The organism is Pseudomonas sp. (genome assembly GCF_030683065.1).
Lineage (GTDB): Bacteria > Pseudomonadota > Gammaproteobacteria > Pseudomonadales > Pseudomonadaceae > Aquipseudomonas.
Genome location: NZ_JAUXMX010000050.1, coordinates 1 through 17251 on the forward strand (window position 1 = coordinate 1; position 17251 = coordinate 17251).

At 63.0% G+C, this 17251-nt stretch carries 13 protein-coding genes; 5 read left to right on the forward strand and 8 right to left on the reverse strand.

Annotated elements, in window-relative coordinates:
- Nucleotides 1–410 precede the first annotated feature (410 nt).
- The 3 genes from Q8K09_RS16305 to Q8K09_RS16315 all read left to right on the forward strand — a co-directional run bounded on the left by Q8K09_RS16305 (nt 411) and on the right by Q8K09_RS16315 (nt 5388).
- Nucleotides 411–1286, forward strand: a complete 876-nt coding sequence (locus Q8K09_RS16305; protein ID WP_305256043.1) for a helix-turn-helix domain-containing protein — start codon at nt 411–413, stop codon at nt 1284–1286.
- Between the two features lie 184 nt (nt 1287–1470).
- The gene (locus tag Q8K09_RS16310; RefSeq protein ID WP_305256179.1) at nt 1471–4104 is read left to right on the forward strand and encodes a DEAD/DEAH box helicase; all 2634 of its coding nucleotides are present in this window, start codon (nt 1471–1473) and stop codon (nt 4102–4104) included.
- A gap of 219 nt (nt 4105–4323) precedes the next feature.
- Nucleotides 4324–5388, forward strand: a complete 1065-nt coding sequence (locus Q8K09_RS16315; protein WP_305256044.1) for a DUF4105 domain-containing protein — start codon at nt 4324–4326, stop codon at nt 5386–5388.
- Between the two features lie 62 nt (nt 5389–5450).
- On the opposite strand, the gene Q8K09_RS16320 is transcribed toward Q8K09_RS16315, so the two are convergent.
- Complete coding sequence (locus Q8K09_RS16320) at nt 5451–5954, reverse strand: phosphate-starvation-inducible protein PsiE (protein ID WP_305256045.1); 504 nt, start codon at nt 5952–5954, stop codon at nt 5451–5453.
- 332 nt (nt 5955–6286) lie between these two features.
- Here Q8K09_RS16320 and Q8K09_RS16325 point away from each other — a divergent pair, with 332 nt between their 5' ends.
- A complete protein-coding gene (locus tag Q8K09_RS16325) occupies nt 6287–6547 on the forward strand; it encodes a YebG family protein (protein WP_304864881.1) in 261 nt (86 codons plus the stop codon).
- Nucleotides 6548–6680: 133 nt separating this feature from the next.
- Here the strand turns inward: Q8K09_RS16325 and Q8K09_RS16330 are convergent, their stop codons facing one another.
- The 6 genes from Q8K09_RS16330 to Q8K09_RS16355 all read right to left on the reverse strand — a co-directional run bounded on the left by Q8K09_RS16330 (nt 6681) and on the right by Q8K09_RS16355 (nt 13465).
- Complete coding sequence (locus Q8K09_RS16330) at nt 6681–6995, reverse strand: hypothetical protein (RefSeq protein ID WP_370869553.1); 315 nt, start codon at nt 6993–6995, stop codon at nt 6681–6683.
- A 102-nt stretch (nt 6996–7097) separates the two neighbouring features.
- A complete protein-coding gene (locus tag Q8K09_RS16335) occupies nt 7098–8003 on the reverse strand; it encodes an alpha/beta fold hydrolase (protein ID WP_305256046.1) in 906 nt (301 codons plus the stop codon).
- 687 nt (nt 8004–8690) lie between these two features.
- Complete coding sequence (locus Q8K09_RS16340) at nt 8691–9800, reverse strand: dihydrolipoamide acetyltransferase family protein (protein WP_305256047.1); 1110 nt, start codon at nt 9798–9800, stop codon at nt 8691–8693.
- A gap of 484 nt (nt 9801–10284) precedes the next feature.
- Entirely contained in the window at nt 10285–11271 is a 987-nt protein-coding gene (locus Q8K09_RS16345) for an alpha-ketoacid dehydrogenase subunit beta (RefSeq protein WP_305256048.1), read from the reverse strand.
- Entirely contained in the window at nt 11264–12358 is a 1095-nt protein-coding gene (gene pdhA / locus Q8K09_RS16350) for a pyruvate dehydrogenase (acetyl-transferring) E1 component subunit alpha (protein ID WP_305256049.1), read from the reverse strand. The genes Q8K09_RS16345 and pdhA overlap by 8 nt, the downstream gene beginning before the upstream one ends.
- A gap of 87 nt (nt 12359–12445) precedes the next feature.
- Complete coding sequence (locus tag Q8K09_RS16355; protein ID WP_305256050.1) at nt 12446–13465, reverse strand: Glu/Leu/Phe/Val dehydrogenase dimerization domain-containing protein; 1020 nt, start codon at nt 13463–13465, stop codon at nt 12446–12448.
- 177 nt (nt 13466–13642) lie between these two features.
- Here Q8K09_RS16355 and Q8K09_RS16360 point away from each other — a divergent pair, with 177 nt between their 5' ends.
- The gene (locus Q8K09_RS16360) at nt 13643–14443 is read left to right on the forward strand and encodes a SirB1 family protein (protein ID WP_305256051.1); all 801 of its coding nucleotides are present in this window, start codon (nt 13643–13645) and stop codon (nt 14441–14443) included.
- A 193-nt stretch (nt 14444–14636) separates the two neighbouring features.
- Here the strand turns inward: Q8K09_RS16360 and Q8K09_RS16365 are convergent, their stop codons facing one another.
- A complete protein-coding gene (locus Q8K09_RS16365; RefSeq protein WP_305256052.1) occupies nt 14637–17168 on the reverse strand; it encodes a LuxR C-terminal-related transcriptional regulator in 2532 nt (843 codons plus the stop codon).
- Nucleotides 17169–17251 lie beyond the last annotated feature (83 nt).

Below are 17251 nucleotides of genomic sequence, written 5' to 3' on the forward strand. Positions count from 1 at the left end.
GTAGGAGGGGCAATGCTGTTCACTTAAGCCAAGTGAGCAGCGTTTTTTGTAGCCCGGATGAAATCCGGGGGAAGTCTGGCGCTTGAAAATCGCTCCCGGATTGCATCCGGGCTACGGGTAGGGGCATGGCTACGACAGGCGCCCAGAGATGGCCGCTTAAGTGAACAGCATTGCGGTTGTGAGCGGCCTTGAGCCCATGCGCCAATAATCGAAAAAGCTAACAACCACGCTCACACGGAATTATTGGCCGCGCCCATATGGCTGCTCATGACCGAGCGCAAACTGGCGTAATCCACACAGTTGATGGCCACCGGCACGTAGCCGTTCTTGCCTAAACTTGCGCTTTTCTCGCCCCTGAGGGCTGGCAGATACTCGGGGCCGGCGTAGCATGGCGGCCAGAGGGAGTGTTCATGTCACAGCTCGATCAAAGTCAGGTCTTTCAGGCCATGGCCAGTTCGCCCAATTCCAGGCTATTGCACAGTGCCGAGCTGGGCGATGGCCTGGCTGCGGCGCTGTGGAGCAATTGCCACGATACCCGCGACTACCAGGCGCCGAGCCACCACACCCTGTCCTGCTACCTGGCCGGCGGCACCGGCACCTTTCGCCGCGAGCGCCCGGACAGCAAGGGCGCGCCGGACAAGTTATGCATCTTACCGGCCGGGCATCAGTCGGCCTGGGTGATCAATGGCGAGATCAACCTGGCGCATTTGTATGTCAGTCAGGAGCAGTTCGCCCTCGGTGCGGTGCGCCTGCTCGACCGCGAACCGCGCGAGCTGCAACTGCGCGAGAGCACCTTCCTCGATGATCCGCAGCAGGCCCAGCGCTTTCGCCAGCTGAGCCGCCTGAATTGGCTGGAGCCAGGCGAGCGCCTGCTGACCAGCAGCCTGGCCCACGCGCTGCTCAACCATGCCCTGCTGTCCCAGGTGGGTCGGCGCGATGGCCTGCGTCTGACCGGCGGCCTGGCGCCAGCGCAGCGGCGGCGGTTGCGCGACTATATCGATGTGCACCTGGCCGAACCGCTGACCCTGGGCCAATTGGCCGGGCTCTGCGCGTTGTCCGAGTACCACTTCGCGCGCATGTTCCACCTGAGCTTCGGCCTGCCGCCGCACCGTTATCTGCTCGCGCGCCGCCTCGAACGCGCCCAGCAGTTGCTGCACAGCAGCCACCTGCCCCTCGGTGAGATTGCCCTGGCCTGCGGCTTTGCCAGCGCCAGCCATTTCTGCAACCGCTTTCGCCAGGCCTTTGCCGCGACGCCCGGGCAGTACCGCATGGCGTTCGCCAGCTAAGCAGCTGCCGTTTGCCCTGCCGCACCTGCGCGCGGCTTCCTCTGCGCTGCGCCTTGAATGGCTGGGGCCGTTAGATTACTCAATGGCCTGCTAATCCCTTGCCAGCTGTGCCAGAATCATCGGCTTTGCACTTACTCGGCACTGCCATGTCCAGACTCGCGCCCACCCCAGTTGCATTGCCATGATGGCCCTGGATGTTCTGCATCTACGCCAGGCCGACTGGCGGGCGACTTTTCGCGCCGGTGACTTCAGTCGCGGCCTCGATTATGCCGAGAAAGGCCGCAGCACCCTGCTCAGCCTGAAGGGTGAGACCCTGCTGGCCAGTTGTCGCGGCTCGGGCGCGCAGACCTACCAACAGCGCATCAGCCTGCAGTCCTTCCCCCAGGGCTGGAGCGTCAACGGCCATTGCGGCTGCCCTGTAGGGTTCAACTGCAAGCATGTGGTCGCCGCCCTGCTGACTCTGGAGCGCCAGCAACTGGCCGGGATCGACCTCAGCCCGCTGATAGAAACGCGCGCGGATGTGGTCGAGCAGCGCCTGGAGGGCGTTCAACCGCTGCCGGTCGTGATTCTCGGCAGCCATGTGCGGGTGCATTTCGATTCGCGCAAGGGCCGTATGCTCGAACAGACCCAGCACCGCGCCGTGCTGGCCTTCGATTACCAGGGCCATCTGGCCTACGGCAAACCCGCCAAAGACCTGCTGGTACGTCAGAGTTCGAGCCAGATCCTGCGCATCATCCGCGACGCCGCTGCCGAGGCAGCGCTGCGCCAGCGCCTGGAAGACGCCGGCCTGCAGGTCGCCCTGCGCCAGAGCGAAGCCCTGGCCGAACACCCCGGCGAACACTTCGACATGCCCGGCGAAGCCGCATGGCTGAACTTCGTCCAGGAACAAATACCGGTGCTGCGCGAGCAAGGCTGGCGTATCGAACTGCAGCCGGATTTCCGCTACAACCTGGCGCAGGTCGATGACTGGTACGCGGCCATCGAAGAAACCCCCGAGCACGACTGGTTCGACCTGGAGCTGGGCATCGAGGTCGAAGGGCGGCGCATCAGCCTGCTGCCGATCCTGCTGCAAGCGATTCGCTACAAGCCCTGGCTGCTCAATGGCGAGGCTCTGGCCCAACGTCAGGACGAGGAAATGCTGCTGGTCAGCCTGCCGCAGAGCGGTAAGCACATTGCCCTGCCCTTCGCCCGCCTCAAGCCCTTGCTGGCGACTCTGGGCGAGCTGTTTTTCCGCGAGCCGGGTGAGTCCAGCCAACGCTTGCGCCTGCCCCGCGCCGACGCTGCACGCCTGAGCGAACTGGATCAAGGCCCGGCGCTGAACTGGCAAGGCGGCGAGCAGCTGCGCGGCTTTGCCCAGCGCCTGCAGGCGCACAGCGCGCAGGAGGTCAAAGCACCGACGGAGTTACAGGCGACCCTGCGCCCTTACCAACTGCATGGCCTGGCCTGGATGCAGGCACTTGCCGAGTTGGACATCGGTGGCGTGCTGGCCGACGACATGGGTCTGGGCAAAACCCTGCAGACCCTGGCGCATATTCTTAGCGAGAAACAAGCCGGGCGCCTGGATCGACCGGCGCTGATCGTCATGCCCACCAGCCTGATCCCCAACTGGCAGGACGAAGCCGCCCACTTCACCCCGCAGCTCCGGGTGCTGGCCCTGCACGGGGCGAAACGCCGCCCGCTGTTCAAGCTGATCGGCGAGCACGACATCGTCCTGACTACTTATGCCTTGCTGCCGCGCGACCTCAAGGCGCTGGCGGCGCAGTCGTATCACCTGTTGATTCTCGACGAAGCGCAGAACATCAAGAATCCGCGCAGCAAGGCCGCCCTGGCCGCCGGACAACTGCAGGCACGGCAACGCCTGTGCCTGACCGGCACACCGCTGGAAAACCACCTGGGCGAACTCTGGTCGCTGTTCAACTTCCTCATGCCCGGCTGGCTCGGCGATGCCAAGAGCTTCACCCGTGACTACCGCACCCCCATCGAGAAACTGGGCAACCAGCAACGCCTGGCGCACCTGCGCGGGCGGATCAAACCCTTCGTGCTGCGCCGCACCAAGGAACAAGTGGCACGCGAGCTGCCGCCCAAGACCGAGGTCACCCACTGGGTCGAGCTGACCGCTGCCCAGCGCGACCGCTACGAAACCCTGCGCCTGGCAATGGACAAGAAGGTGCGCGATGAAGTCGCCCTCCAGGGCATGGCGCGCAGCCAGATCGTCATCCTCGAAGCGCTGCTGCGCCTGCGCCAGGCCTGCTGCGATTTGCGCCTGCTCGGCGATGACAACGCGCAGCTGAAAAGCAGCGACTCGGGCAAACTCAGCGCCTTGATGGCGATGCTCGAAGAGCTGGTCGAGGAAGGCCGCAAGGTGCTGCTGTTCTCCCAGTTCACCTCGATGCTGACACTCATCGAAACCGAGCTGAAGGCACGCAAGATCGGCTACACCAAGCTCACTGGCAGCACCCAGGATCGCCGCGCGCCGGTACAGCAGTTCCAGGCTGGACAGTTCCCGGTGTTCCTGATCAGCCTGAAAGCCGGCGGCGCCGGCCTCAACCTGACTGCCGCTGACACCGTGATTCACTTCGACCCCTGGTGGAACCCGGCCGCCGAAGCCCAGGCCAGCGACCGTGCCTACCGCATTGGCCAGGACAAACCGGTGTTCGTCTACAAGCTGATCGCCCGCGGTAGCGTCGAAGAAAAGATTCAACACCTGCAGCAGGCCAAGGCCAACCTGGCCCGCGGCCTGCTGGAAGGCGGCAGCCAGGCGCAGTGGCAGATGAGCGAGGACGACCTGGCGGCACTGTTTGCGCCCTTGAGCGATTAAATCCGGTGATCCTCGACACGTCCTTTACCGGCGATCAAACCACCCGCCAGCATATGCCACTCAACCGAGACGTCGCGGTTGACCAAGCCTGCCTAAACTGAGACCACGGCAATCTATCCCGGCGCGGGGATTGGATCGCCCGGCACGTCCGCCCCGTCGCATCTGGTGTTACTGCCATTGACACCACTACACGCAGAGACGTCCGCAATGAGAAAAGTCATGACCTGCTATGCCGTTGCTGTTGCCCTGCTGCTGCTTGGTTTACTGATTGCTACGGCTGGTGGCTGGGGCGTGCTGGCCATCACGTTTGCCGGGCCGTCAAACGCCACGCTACGCAATTGCCTGGCTGGCGGATTTGCCATTGCCTCGCTGGCAGCGCTGGTTGCTCTGGGCTTTGGCCGCTGGCGCGGCCTTGCCCTGGTGGCCTACGTCATCCTGTTCGCCGGGCTGCTGGCCTGGTGGTGGCGCATCGAGCCGTCCAACCAGCGCAATTGGCAGACGGATGTGGCAGTGCTGCCCTACGCCACCATCGAAGGCGACCTGGTGACGATGCACAATATCCGCAACTTCGACTACCGCAGCGAAACCGACTACACCCCGGCCTGGTACGACAAAACCTTCGACCTGCGCAAGCTGCACGGGGTGGATTTAATCACGTCCTACTGGATGGGCCCGGCCATCGCCCACGTATTTCTCAGCTTCGACTTTGGCGATGATGACCATTTGGCCATATCGATCGAGACACGCAAGGAGAAAGACGAAGCCTATTCGACGCTCAAGGGTTTCTTTCGCCAGTACGAACTGTTCTACGTGGTCGCCGATGAGCGCGACGTCATTCGTCTGCGCACCAACTACCGGCGCAGCCCAGCGGAAGAGGTCTACCTCTATCCGCTGCACGCCCCTATCGAACATGGCCGCCAGTTGTTCCTCGAGTACATACAGCGCATCAACACGCTGAAAGACCATCCCGCGTTCTACAACAGCCTGACTACCAACTGCACCACTGGCATGTGGCTGCATTCGCGAGTCAACCCGCAACATTTGTCGTTCGACTGGAGAATAATTGCCAGCGGCTATGTACCACAGCTTCTCTATCGGCACGGCTTGATCAACAGCGCCGGCTTGCCGTTCGCCGAGGTTCGCCGCCAGGCGCATATCAACGCTCGGGCGCAGGCCGCGGACGATGCCGTGGATTTCTCCAGGCTCATCCGCACGGATAACCCCGCGCAGCCCGTCGAACCGGCCGCTCAGCCGGCCGAAGATCCTGGCACTCGCAGCGAATAAGCCGCGAAGCTTTGCCTGCCGCCCAGCATGGGACTGCATTCACCCCAGCCGAGGCAGCCCCTTTAGTCGTCGCTCTGCTCATCGTCTTTTTCCGACGCATCATCGGCCAGATTGCGACTCTTGCGTGGGCCGTTGCTCTGCACCGAAGGGAAGCGCGAGGAGGCATAACGCACCACCAGAATCGCCAAGGCCAGTAACAGGATCGCCGCGGACACCATCACCACACCCCAGCCTGGCGTGTGGTTGTGCGAAATATCGGAAATCATCAGGCGGGTCAGCGCGGTAATCGCCACATAGATCATGAAGCGGATCGGCATGTGGTTGGTCTTGAAATAGATCCCCACCATCGCTGCCAGTTCCAGGTAGATGAACAGCAGCAGAATGTCATCAATATCGATCTGGCCCTTTTCCAGCATGCCCAGAAAGGCCATCACCGCCGCCCACGCAGTGACCGCACCAATGGCAAACAGCGCAAGATAGTGGAAGACCTCCATCAACAGATTGCCCAGCGACTCCGCCAGCCCATGCATGCTCTCGCGCGTGCGCTCAGCCCAATTGCGTCTCACTATCAAATCTCCTTAGAACACGATACGGCGATAAGCCATCGCCACGATGACTGCTAGGTTATGCAGGAACAAGACCAACGCCAAAGAGATGACGCCCGCCAGGCAAAAGACACCTACCCAGGCGCACCAGGGCTGGATACGCAGCGTTCATCACGCTCAACGGCGCCCCCTCAAGCAGCACATCTGCTTGGCGCAGTCTGTAATACGATGATTTTCCAGCGACGCAGCACAGTTGTCGCTGTTCAAATGCGCTAGAGTTCTTTATGCTCACAACCACTGTATAAATAAACAGTTTCCTGCAACTTATCAGCGTGAAGGCGTAGAGGTGATGAATGGCCGTCGAAGTGGTGTACCGCAGCAGCCGGGATCTGGAGCGTTTATTTATGGATAAAGCCGAAGCCGACCGTCATGACAAAATGCTCGAACTGGCCGAACTGCTCACCGACGTACTGCAAAAGGCCGTGCCTTCGCTGAACGAGCAACAAGGCGAAGAGCTGGGCATCTTCATGGCCAAAAACCGCGAGATCTTCGCCAAGGCCTTCAAAAACCAGCCAGATGCACTCAGCGAGCTGGACCAAGCCACAGCCGAATAACCACGCCCCTTGTAGGCGCGTGGGGACGCCTGACCCCATGCCCGCGAAGCTTTTATTGGCACGCTTCGCGAACATGGAGCTAGGCGCCCGCTTGCTCATCAACTAATAGATAACTCTTTTTTTTATATAGAAATCAGATCAGCTGCAGGAGCCAACTTGCTAGCGGTAATCGCCCGGTAGGCATCGATGGCTCGCGCAATGGCCTACACATAATTCGACAGCCCCCACTCATGTGGCAGGCATCGGGAGTGCGCCAGCTCAACACGAACACCTGCAGGTCGTTCTTCAGTGCGTACTGGAAAAGCTCGAATAACGGGTGGCGCAACACCACCGAACCTGGGGTGACGGCCAGATTACGCCCCACCTCGAAGACCTGCTTGCTCACCTGGCTGGACATGCCGCCGTTGTGCAGCATGCCGTCGACCAAATGGGCGACGTCTTTGAGCACACTGACACCGCCTAAGCTGAACAGCTCCTTGAGCGCCAGCGGATTGAGCAGGCCAGAGCATCGCCAAACTGGCCCATGACAAAACGCACGCGGGCCTTCTCATCAGCTGGCAATGCGCTGCGTAGCCCTGCGATCAACAAACGGATAACAGTGCTCATTGCGTGGGTACGCGGATGTTGCCATAGCTGGCTGGAGGAACCCGAGCAAGGCTTGGCGGGTGTCGCTCCAGGCAGTCTTGTGCTCCATATCGAGAAAGTGCCCGGCAGTGCCGATGGTGCGGAACTGGCACTGGCGGGCGTGGCCGGCAAACAGACGGGCGTCGGCTACCGTGGTGTATTCGTCCCGCTCGCCATTGACGAATAACAGCGGGATATCAATGGCTTCAGCGCACGCCAGGTAGCCCTGGATATCCTGGGTCAGCACCTCGCGGACATGGCAATACATCTGCAGGTATTCGTGGTCGGCCAGACTACTGATATGCCGCTGGTTGAAGCGCTTGAATAGCGGCGGCAAGTGCTTGCCGATGGTGTCGTTGATCAGGCGTCCAACGTTGTCGCCGTCGTGAGCCAGGAGCACGCCCAGTGCACGTTCCAGATAATCGCGCATTGGCTGGTTGAGCCGCGCGGCGAAAGAGCTGATCACGGCCTTCTCGATCCGCCACGGCCGCTGGGCCAAGGCCAGCATCGCGGCTGCGCCACCCCAGGAGAAGGACATCAGGTGGTTGACGCGGAAATGCTCGATCAACTCCAGGAGGATCTCGGCTTCGTCTTCCTTACGGATCGGTTGCTCGTGACGGTTATGTACTTTCGACTGGCCGGCATAGGGTTGGTCGTAGAGCACCACGTTGAAACGTGGCTGCAGGAAACGCAGCGTCTGGGCAAAGAATGCGGTGGTTGCCAGCGAGCCGTTGACCAGAATAATGGTCTTGTTGGCGGCGGGGTTGCGGTAGTGCTGCGTGTGGATTTTGTACTTCCCGTGAGTCTCGACGATGGCAGTTTCCGGCCTCATATCGTTATCCTCTTTGCACAAATTGGACGCTGCAGACAGTCTGTGCGCTGCTGGCAGGGCCATAGCGTGGGCAATAAGATGCCTAGACCCGAAACTTGAGCAAGTTCGAGGTGGCCCCATAAATGAATTGTTTACGTTACGTACTTGCAGTGGCTTATCGGATCAAGTCCGCATACCACGAGTGAGGGTCCATCCACTTCAACCAACGCGCACTACACCGCACAGACTGACAACGCGGGCGCCTTGGAGGCTCGACGTGACTTATTAGTCACCCGTCAACTAGGAGTAAAAATTTAATCAGGCACCCCACAGCTAAGCAATACCCCTTTCGGCTAATTCCGACGAGCGCCAGTGCCGCCGAGCTGGGATCTGCAGCGTTTATTTATGGATAAAACCGAAGCCGAGCGCACCGTCGAGATCCTCGAACAGACGCTGCAGCCGGCAGGGCCGCAAAGCTGTGCACTTGATGGCATAAGCCAGGCACCGCGCGCGTAGATCCTATGTTCATATGCAAGGTCTGCGGAATCAGGGTGGATGACGCTCTATCCATCCACCCATAGCGATGATGGATCCCGGGTGCAATCCGGGAGGGCTGTTCAGCGGCCAGATTTCCCCGGATTGCATCCAGGCTACAAAAAATGCTGCTCACCTGGCTTATGTGACCGCATTGCGGCAGGGTCGAGCCGTTCAACCCTCGGCCTGCTCCAGCGCCTGCACCAACGCTTTAAGAAACCGCGCGGCCTCACCGCCGGTGACTGCGCGGTGATCGAAGGTCAGCGACAGCGGCAAAATCGGGTGCACCACTACCTTGCCATCGCGTGCCACCGGCTCGTCACGGATACCGCCAGCGCCGATGATCGCCACCTGCGGCGGCATCACCACCGGGTTGGCGTAACGGCCGAACAGGGTGCCAAAATTGGACAGGGTGATGGTCGCACCCATCATTTCCTGGGGCGGAATCGAGCGCGCCTTGACGTCGGCACGCAGGCGCGCGACCCCGTCTTTCAAGTCATCGGCGGTGCGTGCGCCGACATTGCGCAACACCGGCACGAACAGGCCGTCCGTAGTATCCACCGCGATGCCCAGATCGAGCTGCGCGTGGGGCTTGAGCGACAGGCTCTTGCCGTCGAACCAACTGTTCAGTAACGGCTCCACCCCGCAGGCGGCGGCGATCGCCTGGGCGATGCGTACCAGTGGATCGCGCGCCTGCGACCAACGATGCAGATCGGCGTCGCCGACAATGAACACCGGCACCACCTCGGCATGCGCACGCGCCATGTTGATCGCCATGCTGCGCCGTACCCCGCGCAGCTTGTCGCCACCGAACTTGTCGCGGGCCGACTGGGTCGCGGCTTCGACATCGCCACGGGTGATCAGGCCAGCAGCTCCAGAGCCGCTCAGGCCGCTCAGCTCGACGCCTAATTGACGGGCCAGCTGGCGCACCGCCGGGGTCGCGCGCGGCGCCAGGTGCTCGCGGGTCGACGGCGCGGCACCGACGAAGAAGCTGTCGGCCTGGGCCTCGCCACCGCCTTCCAGGCGACCAACCACGGTGCCGGCATCGGCCTCGCCCTCGTAGGCCAGCAGCGGCTCGCCGACATGCAGGATGTCGCCCTCGGCACCGAAGGTCTTGGCCACCACGCCGTCGTAGGGCGCGGGAATTTCGACGATGGCCTTAGCGGTTTCCACCGAGACCAGCAGTTGGTCGACCTTGACCTCATCACCGGCCTTGACGTGCCACTCGACGATTTCGGCCTCCTGCAGGCCTTCGCCCAGGTCGGGCAGTTTGAAATATTTCATGGTCTCTCCCGGTTCCAGTGCTCTTGGTGGGAGCGGACTTGTCCGCGATAAAGTCATCAGCTATACAAGCGTTCGCGGCCAAGGCCCCTCCTACAAAAACCGCGCAGGGTCGGCCAAGCGGCGATTCGCTTCAGCCCACGATTCAGATACTCATCGGTGGTGGCTAAACGCAATAATTTCGGCCTCCTGCAGGCCTTCGCCCAGGTCGGGCAGTTTGAAATATTTCATGGTCTCTCCCGGTTCCAGTGCTCTTGGTGGGAGCGGACTTGTCCGCGATAAAGTCATCAGCCATGCAAGCGTTCGCGGCCAAGGCCCCTCCCACAAAAGCCGCCCGACCCACCCTAGATTCTGCATACCTTCACTTGCTCAGCCCTGTAGCCCAATGAAATCCGGGACCGGGCCGCTAACAACTCCCCGGATTGCATCCGGGCTACAACATGTGCGTACCCCGTAGGGTGCGCCGTGCGCACCATTGCCCCAGGCATCAGGCGTAATCCAGCACCGCATCGCATGCCGCGAGGATGTCCTCGACGCTGGGGATATACAGCTGTTCCATGCGGTACAGCGGCGGCGGAATATCCGGCGCGGTGACTCGCTTGATCGGCGCCTGCAAATCCAGCAAGGCGCGCTCGTAGAGGCTGGCGGCGATTTCTGCGCCGACCCCACAACTCTTCGGCGCCTCATGCACGATCACGCAACGTCCGGTCTTGCGCACCGAGGCTTCGAGGGTATCCAGATCCAGCGGTTTGATGCAGGCGACGTCGATCACCTCGGCGGACACTCCGCGTGCCTGCAGTTGCGCAGCCGCCTGCAGGGTCTCGTGGACACTGGCGCCCCAGCTGATCAGGGTCAGGTCGCAGCCCTCACGCAGGGTGAAACAGCTGTCCAGCGGCAGGCGCCTGCCATCGTCATGCAGCACCTGCGGGTTCATCCGGTACAGCCGCGTGGGTTCGAGGAAGATCACCGGATCGGGATCGTCGATGGCCGCCAGCAACAGGCCATAGGCCCGTGCCGGCGAGGACGGGATGACCACGCGCAGGCCGGGAATTTGGGCGAACATCGCCTCGGTGCTTTCACTGTGGTGTTCCGGCGCGCGGATACCGGCCCCCATCGGCGTGCGCAATACCAGCGGGCAGCTCAACCGGCCGCGGGTGCGATTGCGCAGGCGACTGGCATGGGAGACCAGCTGATCCAGCGCCGGGTAGATGAAGCCCATGAACTGGATTTCCAGCACCGGCTTCAAGCCTTGTGCAGCCATGCCGACCGCCAGGCCGGCGATCATGGTCTCGGCCAGTGGCGTGTCGATCACCCGTTTGAAACCGAAGGTGTCGCGCAGGCCGGCAGTGGCGCGGAACACGCCGCCGTTAACGCCGACGTCCTCACCGAGCACCACCACATCCAGGTCCTCGTACATGGCCCGGTGCAGGGCCAGGTTGACCGCCTCCAGCAGAGTCAGTTTGACCTCACTCATGACGAGCCTCCTTACGCCGGGCGACGCGCTCCAGGAGCATGTCGCGCTGCTCGGCCAGCGCCGCCGGCCACTGCGCGTAGACATACTCGAACAGCGTCTCGGCGGGCGGATTGCCGACTGCCTCGAAGGCTTCGACCGCTTGTTGCACCAGCGCCTGACACTCGCCGATCAGCGCCTGCTCGCGGCCTTCGCCCCACACGCCCTGGGCAGCAAGATACGCCTGCAAGCGTTTGACTGGCTCTTCCTGCCAGGCCTGCTTGACCTCCTCGCTGCTGCGATAGCGGGTGGCGTCGTCGGCGGTGGTGTGATCGCCGAGGCGGTAGCTGATGCACTCCAGCAACACCGGCCCCTTGCCATGGCGGGCACGTTCCAGGGCGACGCGCATGCGTTCGTAAACCGCAATGATGTCGTTGCCGTCGACCTGCTCACCGGGGAAGCCGGCACCTATCGCCTTCTGCGCCAGGGTCGGTGCGCCGCACTGGATACGCCGCGGCACCGAGATCGCCCACTGATTGTTGTTGACCACGAACACCACCGGCAATTGCCAGGCGCCAGCGACGTTGAGCGCTTCGAGGAAATCGCCCTTGCTGGTGGCGCCATCGCCGCAGGTGGTGACGGCAACCCGGTGCTCACCACGAATTTTCATCGCCGTGGCCACGCCGCAGGCATGCAAGGCCTGGGTGGCGATCGGCACGCAGAGCGGAAAATCCTGGGCTACCGCCGGGTCGACGTAGGCGCTGCCGCGCTCGTCGCCGCCCCAGTAGAGGAGGATTTCCTCCATCTTCACACCACGCATCACCTGCACCGCGGTGTCGCGGTAATACGGCACCAGCACGTCTTCGGGCTTCATCAGGGCGCCGATGGCCACGCCTATGGCTTCCTGGCCGATGGTCGGCGCGTAGGTGCCGATGCGTCCTGTGCGTTGCAGGGCCACGGCCTTCTGATCGAACAGGCGGGTCAGAACCATCTGCCGATACAGGCGAATCAGCAGGTCACTGTCGTCGGCCCACGCTGGCAAGGCATCGAGTACACGCCCCTGCGGATCGAGGTAGCGGGTATAGGCTATGTCGGGGTTGAGCACGTTCATGGACGTTTCCTCGGCACCTTTTGGGTGTGCTAACAACGGCCGACGCTTGTGGCATCGGCTGAGGCTGGCTGGCCCGGATTAACAGGTTCAGCCGTACAACAAACGCTCGGCCAGGGCATCGGCGACCCGCGCAGGTGAGCCCTTGTCGGCCTGGGCATGGGCGTATATCTCGGTCAGGCGCAGGCTGATCTGCTGCAGGTGCGCAGTGATCGCCACCGGGCTTTCACCACGGTGCCTGAGGGCGACGTAGATCAGCCCGCCTGCATTGATCACGTAATCCGGCGCATAGAGAATCCCGCGCGCCTGCAGGGTGTCGGCAATGTCGGCGCTGGCCAGTTGATTGTTGGCCGCGCCGGCCACTGCCGAGCAACGCAACTGGCCGACTGTTTCGCCATTCAGTACGCCGCCCAGCCCGCAGGGCACAAGGATGTCGCAGGGTGTGGCGAGCAGCGCAGCACTGGCCACCGCATGGGCGCCCAGTTGTTCCACCGCCAATTGCACCCGGCCACGGTCCAGGTCGCTGACCAGCAACTCGACACCGGCCGCGTGCAGCTGCTCGGCCAGCGCATAGCCAACATTGCCAAGCCCCTGAATGGCCACGCGCAGGCCTTGCAAATCAGCACTGCCCAGGCGCGCCATGGCGGTCGCGCGAATGCCGGCGAACACCCCCATGGCGGTGTGCGGCGAGGGGTCGCCCTCTTCGGTGGTGCTGGTGACGTGCTGGGTGTGCTGGGCGATGCAGTCCATGTCGGCACTCGAGGTGCCGCTGTCCACCGCGGTGATGTAGCGGCCATTGAGCGTCTCGATGAAACGGCCGAACGCTTCGAACAACGCAGCACGATTGTCGACATGCGCCGGACGGATGATCACCGCCTTGCCGCCGCCCTGTTGGAGACCCGCCAGCGCGGCCTTGTAGCTCATGCCTTGGGCCAGGCGCGCAGCATCACGGATGGCGCTCTGCTCATCGGGATACACCAGGTAACGGCAGCCACCCAGAGCGGGCCCAAGACGCGTGTTGTGAATGGCAATTATGGCCTTGAGGCCTGTGTCAGGATCCTGCGTGAGGTGCAATGCCTCAAGCCGGGCGGCTTCCATCATGGCGAACATGCTGTGGCTCCCTTGCTTCTGCTTACAGCCAGTATAGGTGCAGCCCCTGAAATAGCCCGCCGGGGCCGGCATAAGTAAATTCATGAAAAAGCCAAGCGGCCTAAGTGGCAAATCCCAGCGCAACACTGGACGTCGCTCACCAAGGCGGTTACAACCAAGTCTTGCGCAGAGGTGATCATGAGCCCACGCCAGAACTGTCTTGCCTGCCTTGACCAGGAACCGCCCGCACTCTTCGAGGCAGCGCTGTGGATTGCCGCCGAGCATGATCCGACACTGCAGCCGGCTGAGGTGCTGCGTGAGTTCAATACGCTGCAGCAGCAAATCAGCGTGGCTTTGCCCGCTTTGCCCGTTCAGGAGCTGGCGCAACCGCTGCTGCGGCGCCTGAGCGAGCTGGATTTCCGCGAAGACGACAGCCCGCCACGGCCGCAGGTCGCCTTGCTGCACAAGGTTATCCAGCGCCGCCGCGGACAACCGCTGTCGCTGGCATTGGTGGCCCTGGAGCTGGCGCGTCGACTGGGGATTCCCTTGCAGGGGGTGAATTTTCCGGGGCACTTTCTGCTACGGGTAGCGGGTGCCGACCACCTGCTAGACCCGTGCGGCGGGCGGCGCCTGTATACCCGCGACTGTCGCGAGTTGCTGATGCGCTGCCAGGGTGCCCAGGCCGAACTCAGTGCCAGCCATATGCGCGCCTGCGATGGACGCAGCATGCTGCAACGGCTATCGCGCAACCTGCATTACCTGCACCTGCTGGAGGAGGACTACCTCGCAGCCTTGAAAGATGCTGAACGCGTGTTGCTGCTGGGCGAGCCCACGGTTGCCGACCACCTGGCCCGCGCCGAACTGTACCAGCGGCTGGAATGCCCCCACGCCGAGCGCTTCGACGTGCAGCGTGCGCTGCTGCTGTGCGACGACCCGGCGCAACGCATGCTGCTCGCCGAACGCCTGCGCCAGCTCGCCAGCCCCCCGGCCCTGCATTAATAAAAGCACCATGGTGGTGGCGACCTGTTCGCTGCGCCCGCGCCGCCCTAGGTTCTGCTCTGTCCTGATCTGCCGGCCGGCCGGTGATCTGTGATGGGTATCGCTGCGCTCAACCGCATCCTACAAAAATGCTGCGGCCACCGACCCGTAGGATGGTGTTGAGCGCAGCGATACCCATCCGGCAACCTCGGGTTTACAACACCCCCAACGCCTTGGCCCGCGCTACGGCCTGGGTGCGTCGGGCCACGCCGAGTTTGCCGTTGATCCGTCGCGCATGGGTTTTCACCGTGTGCAGGGAAATAAACAGCTGTTCGGCAACTTCCTGATTGGACAGGCCCTGGGCGATCAGGCGCAGCACGGTCAACTCGCGGCAGCTGAGGCAGGCATCTGGTGCTGCCGGTATTTCGCCGGTTGTTGCCAGGGTGGCCTCGTCTTCGGCAAACCACAGCCCCTGATAGTTGAGACGTTGACGCAAGCTTTGGGCGGTCTGGCGGGCCTGGTGCGTTGCTTGCAGATCGGCGTAGGCGTTGCACGCTTCGGCATAGCTTGACCAAAGCTCGCTGGCAAATGCCTGGCGACCCTGTTCAACGGCCTGGTTAAGCAACTGCTGCAGCGCCTCGCGAACATCGCGGCCACCCAGCAGATCAAGGCACAGTAGAAGATGTTCAAGGCGCAGGAACAGCTCGGGGAAATTGGGCGGCGGCACGCTGCCCTGGCGCCGATGCCCGAGCACCCGGGTCAAGGCTTCGCGGGCACGCGGGTAATGCCCCTGGTAAATCCACAGGCGACTACTGGCCAGCAACAGCACGCCACGATACAGACTGTCGCTGACCCGCTGGCGCTGCATCCAGCGCTCGGCTTGAGCCAAATGGGCGAATGCGCCAGGGATATCGTGGCGACAGGTGGCCAACTCGGCCAGGCCCAGATAACCATGGAAGGCACCGGGATCACCGCCGGCTAGCGCATCATCGAGTCCGGCCTGCAGGTGACTGGCCGCCTGCCCGGTGCAGCCTTGGCGCAACGCCAGGCGGCCCAGGCGCAACAGAATCCTGCCGCGCACCGGCGTCTGCTGCAGCGACTGCGCATCCATCTGTGCGAGCACCCGTTGCAACAGCGCCTCGGCCCGACCGAACTCACCGCGCGCTTCCAACAGCAGCGCATGGTCGAGTTCCAGCAAGGCCTCAAACACCGCACTGCCGCACTGCCGCGCCTGCTTGAGCACGGCATAGCTGAGGTGCTGCGCCTGCTCCAACTGGCCCTCGCCAATGGCGATCTGGGTCAGCACCGAACGGCACAGCAGGCTCTGCGCCCAGGCGCTGTCCGGCAACGCCGACAGCGCCTCAAGCAAATGGCTGCGCGCCTCAGCCGCGTGGCCACGGCCATAGGCGGCAATCCCGCAAATCGCTTGCCACTGGGCGAATAACTCGGTCAGCCGCTCGGCATCGCCACGCGGCTGAAAACGCGCCAGCTGATCGACGCAGGCCTGCGCCTCGTCCAGGCGCCCGACCAGCAACAACGCCCAGGCATTCAGCAGGATCAGCCGCGGCGTGCTGCTCAGCAGGCTGTCGGGCAGCTCGCTGCGCCAGTGCAGGATCAGCGCCAGGTCCTGGCCCTGGAGCAGTTGCTCCTCGGTGAAACGTTCGAGAAAACTGGCCGCAACCTCCGGCTGCCCGCCCTTGAGCGCATGCTCCACCGCAGCACGCACTTCGCCGCGGGCGGCGAACCATTGGCTGGCATGCAAATGCAGGCTGGTGCAAGGCGCGGCCTTGGTCCGCTGTTGCAGCAAGTGCGCCAGCGGTGCGAATACTTCCAGCCAGTCTGCGGCGCCCTCCACTTCGTTGATGAACAGGCCGCGTGCGCGCAACGCCTGCAACCAGGCCGCGCCTTCGCCCACACCCAGCAGGTGCTCGCAGAGTTCATCATTGAAGCGTGGAATCTGTGCCAATTGGCAGAGTGCGTGCATCAGTTCGGCAGGCAGACCCTGCAGCACCTCATGTTCGATGTAGTCGCGTAACAGGGGGTTATGCTCTTCACACAGAGGCACAGCCGAACCCTCGCGCTCGCCCTGGGCAGCCAGCAGGCGCAGGGCCGCCGGCCAGCCGCGAGTCAGGCCGAACAGGTTGTCCGCACGGCTGGTGCGCAGCGTCTCCACATGCGGCAACCAGGCACTGACCTCGCCCGGAGTGAAGGCCAGTTCGGCGCCACCCAGTTCGAACAACTCGCCCTCCAGCAACAAGCGCGGCAGGTTGCAGAGCGGGCGCCGTCGACTGCCAAGCCACCAGCAGAGGCCCGCAGGCGATGCACAGAGCAGGCGGTCGAGGCAGGCGTCGAGTTCGCCATCGGGCTCGCGCGGATAATCGTTGAGCATGATCCACAGCGTGCGCTGCTCCTGCTCCACAGCCGCTAACAATTGGGTTTCGTTCACGTCCGCCGGGTAGCCGAGGGCGGCAGCCAACTGTCGGCAGAACGCCCGCGGCGAAGCGAGCAGCGCGGAGCAATTGAGCCATAGCGGCAAACATCCCGGCGGACATTGGCGGGCGCAATCGGCGAGCAGCACCGACTTGCCAAACCCGGCTGGGGCGATCAGCAGGCGCAAACGACAGTCTTGGGCAAGCAAGCGGCGCTGCAAATGCTCACGCTGAACATGCCCTGGCGGTTGGCGCGGCAGCAGGCTCTTGGCGCAGGATGGCAATGCGATAAGCAAAGATGGCGCGTAGGCGGTCATGACGGCTCGTATTGGTTTTGTACTGGGAGCAGTACTCACGAGGCTAGACCCGAGCGCAGGCATGCAATAGCTGTATCAGCATT

What these genes read in the sequence shown, in the direction of transcription:
- Q8K09_RS16340 (WP_305256047.1), bottom strand. Translation starts at nt 9,800, where the DNA reads ATGAAATATTTCAAACTGCCCGACCTGGGCGAAGGCCTGCAGGAGGCC.
- Q8K09_RS16355 (WP_305256050.1), bottom strand. Translation starts at nt 13,465, where the DNA reads ATGTTCGCCATGATGGAAGCCGCCCGGCTTGAGGCATTGCACCTCACG.
- Q8K09_RS16335 (WP_305256046.1), bottom strand. Translation starts at nt 8,003, where the DNA reads ATGAGGCCGGAAACTGCCATCGTCGAGACTCACGGGAAGTACAAAATC.
- Q8K09_RS16345 (WP_305256048.1), bottom strand. Translation starts at nt 11,271, where the DNA reads ATGAGTGAGGTCAAACTGACTCTGCTGGAGGCGGTCAACCTGGCCCTG.
- Q8K09_RS16310 (WP_305256179.1), top strand. Translation starts at nt 1,471, where the DNA reads ATGGCCCTGGATGTTCTGCATCTACGCCAGGCCGACTGGCGGGCGACT.
- Q8K09_RS16360 (WP_305256051.1), top strand. Translation starts at nt 13,643, where the DNA reads ATGAGCCCACGCCAGAACTGTCTTGCCTGCCTTGACCAGGAACCGCCC.
- pdhA (WP_305256049.1), bottom strand. Translation starts at nt 12,358, where the DNA reads ATGAACGTGCTCAACCCCGACATAGCCTATACCCGCTACCTCGATCCG.
- Q8K09_RS16305 (WP_305256043.1), top strand. Translation starts at nt 411, where the DNA reads ATGTCACAGCTCGATCAAAGTCAGGTCTTTCAGGCCATGGCCAGTTCG.
- Q8K09_RS16325 (WP_304864881.1), top strand. Translation starts at nt 6,287, where the DNA reads ATGGCCGTCGAAGTGGTGTACCGCAGCAGCCGGGATCTGGAGCGTTTA.
- Q8K09_RS16365 (WP_305256052.1), bottom strand. Translation starts at nt 17,168, where the DNA reads ATGACCGCCTACGCGCCATCTTTGCTTATCGCATTGCCATCCTGCGCC.
- Q8K09_RS16315 (WP_305256044.1), top strand. Translation starts at nt 4,324, where the DNA reads ATGACCTGCTATGCCGTTGCTGTTGCCCTGCTGCTGCTTGGTTTACTG.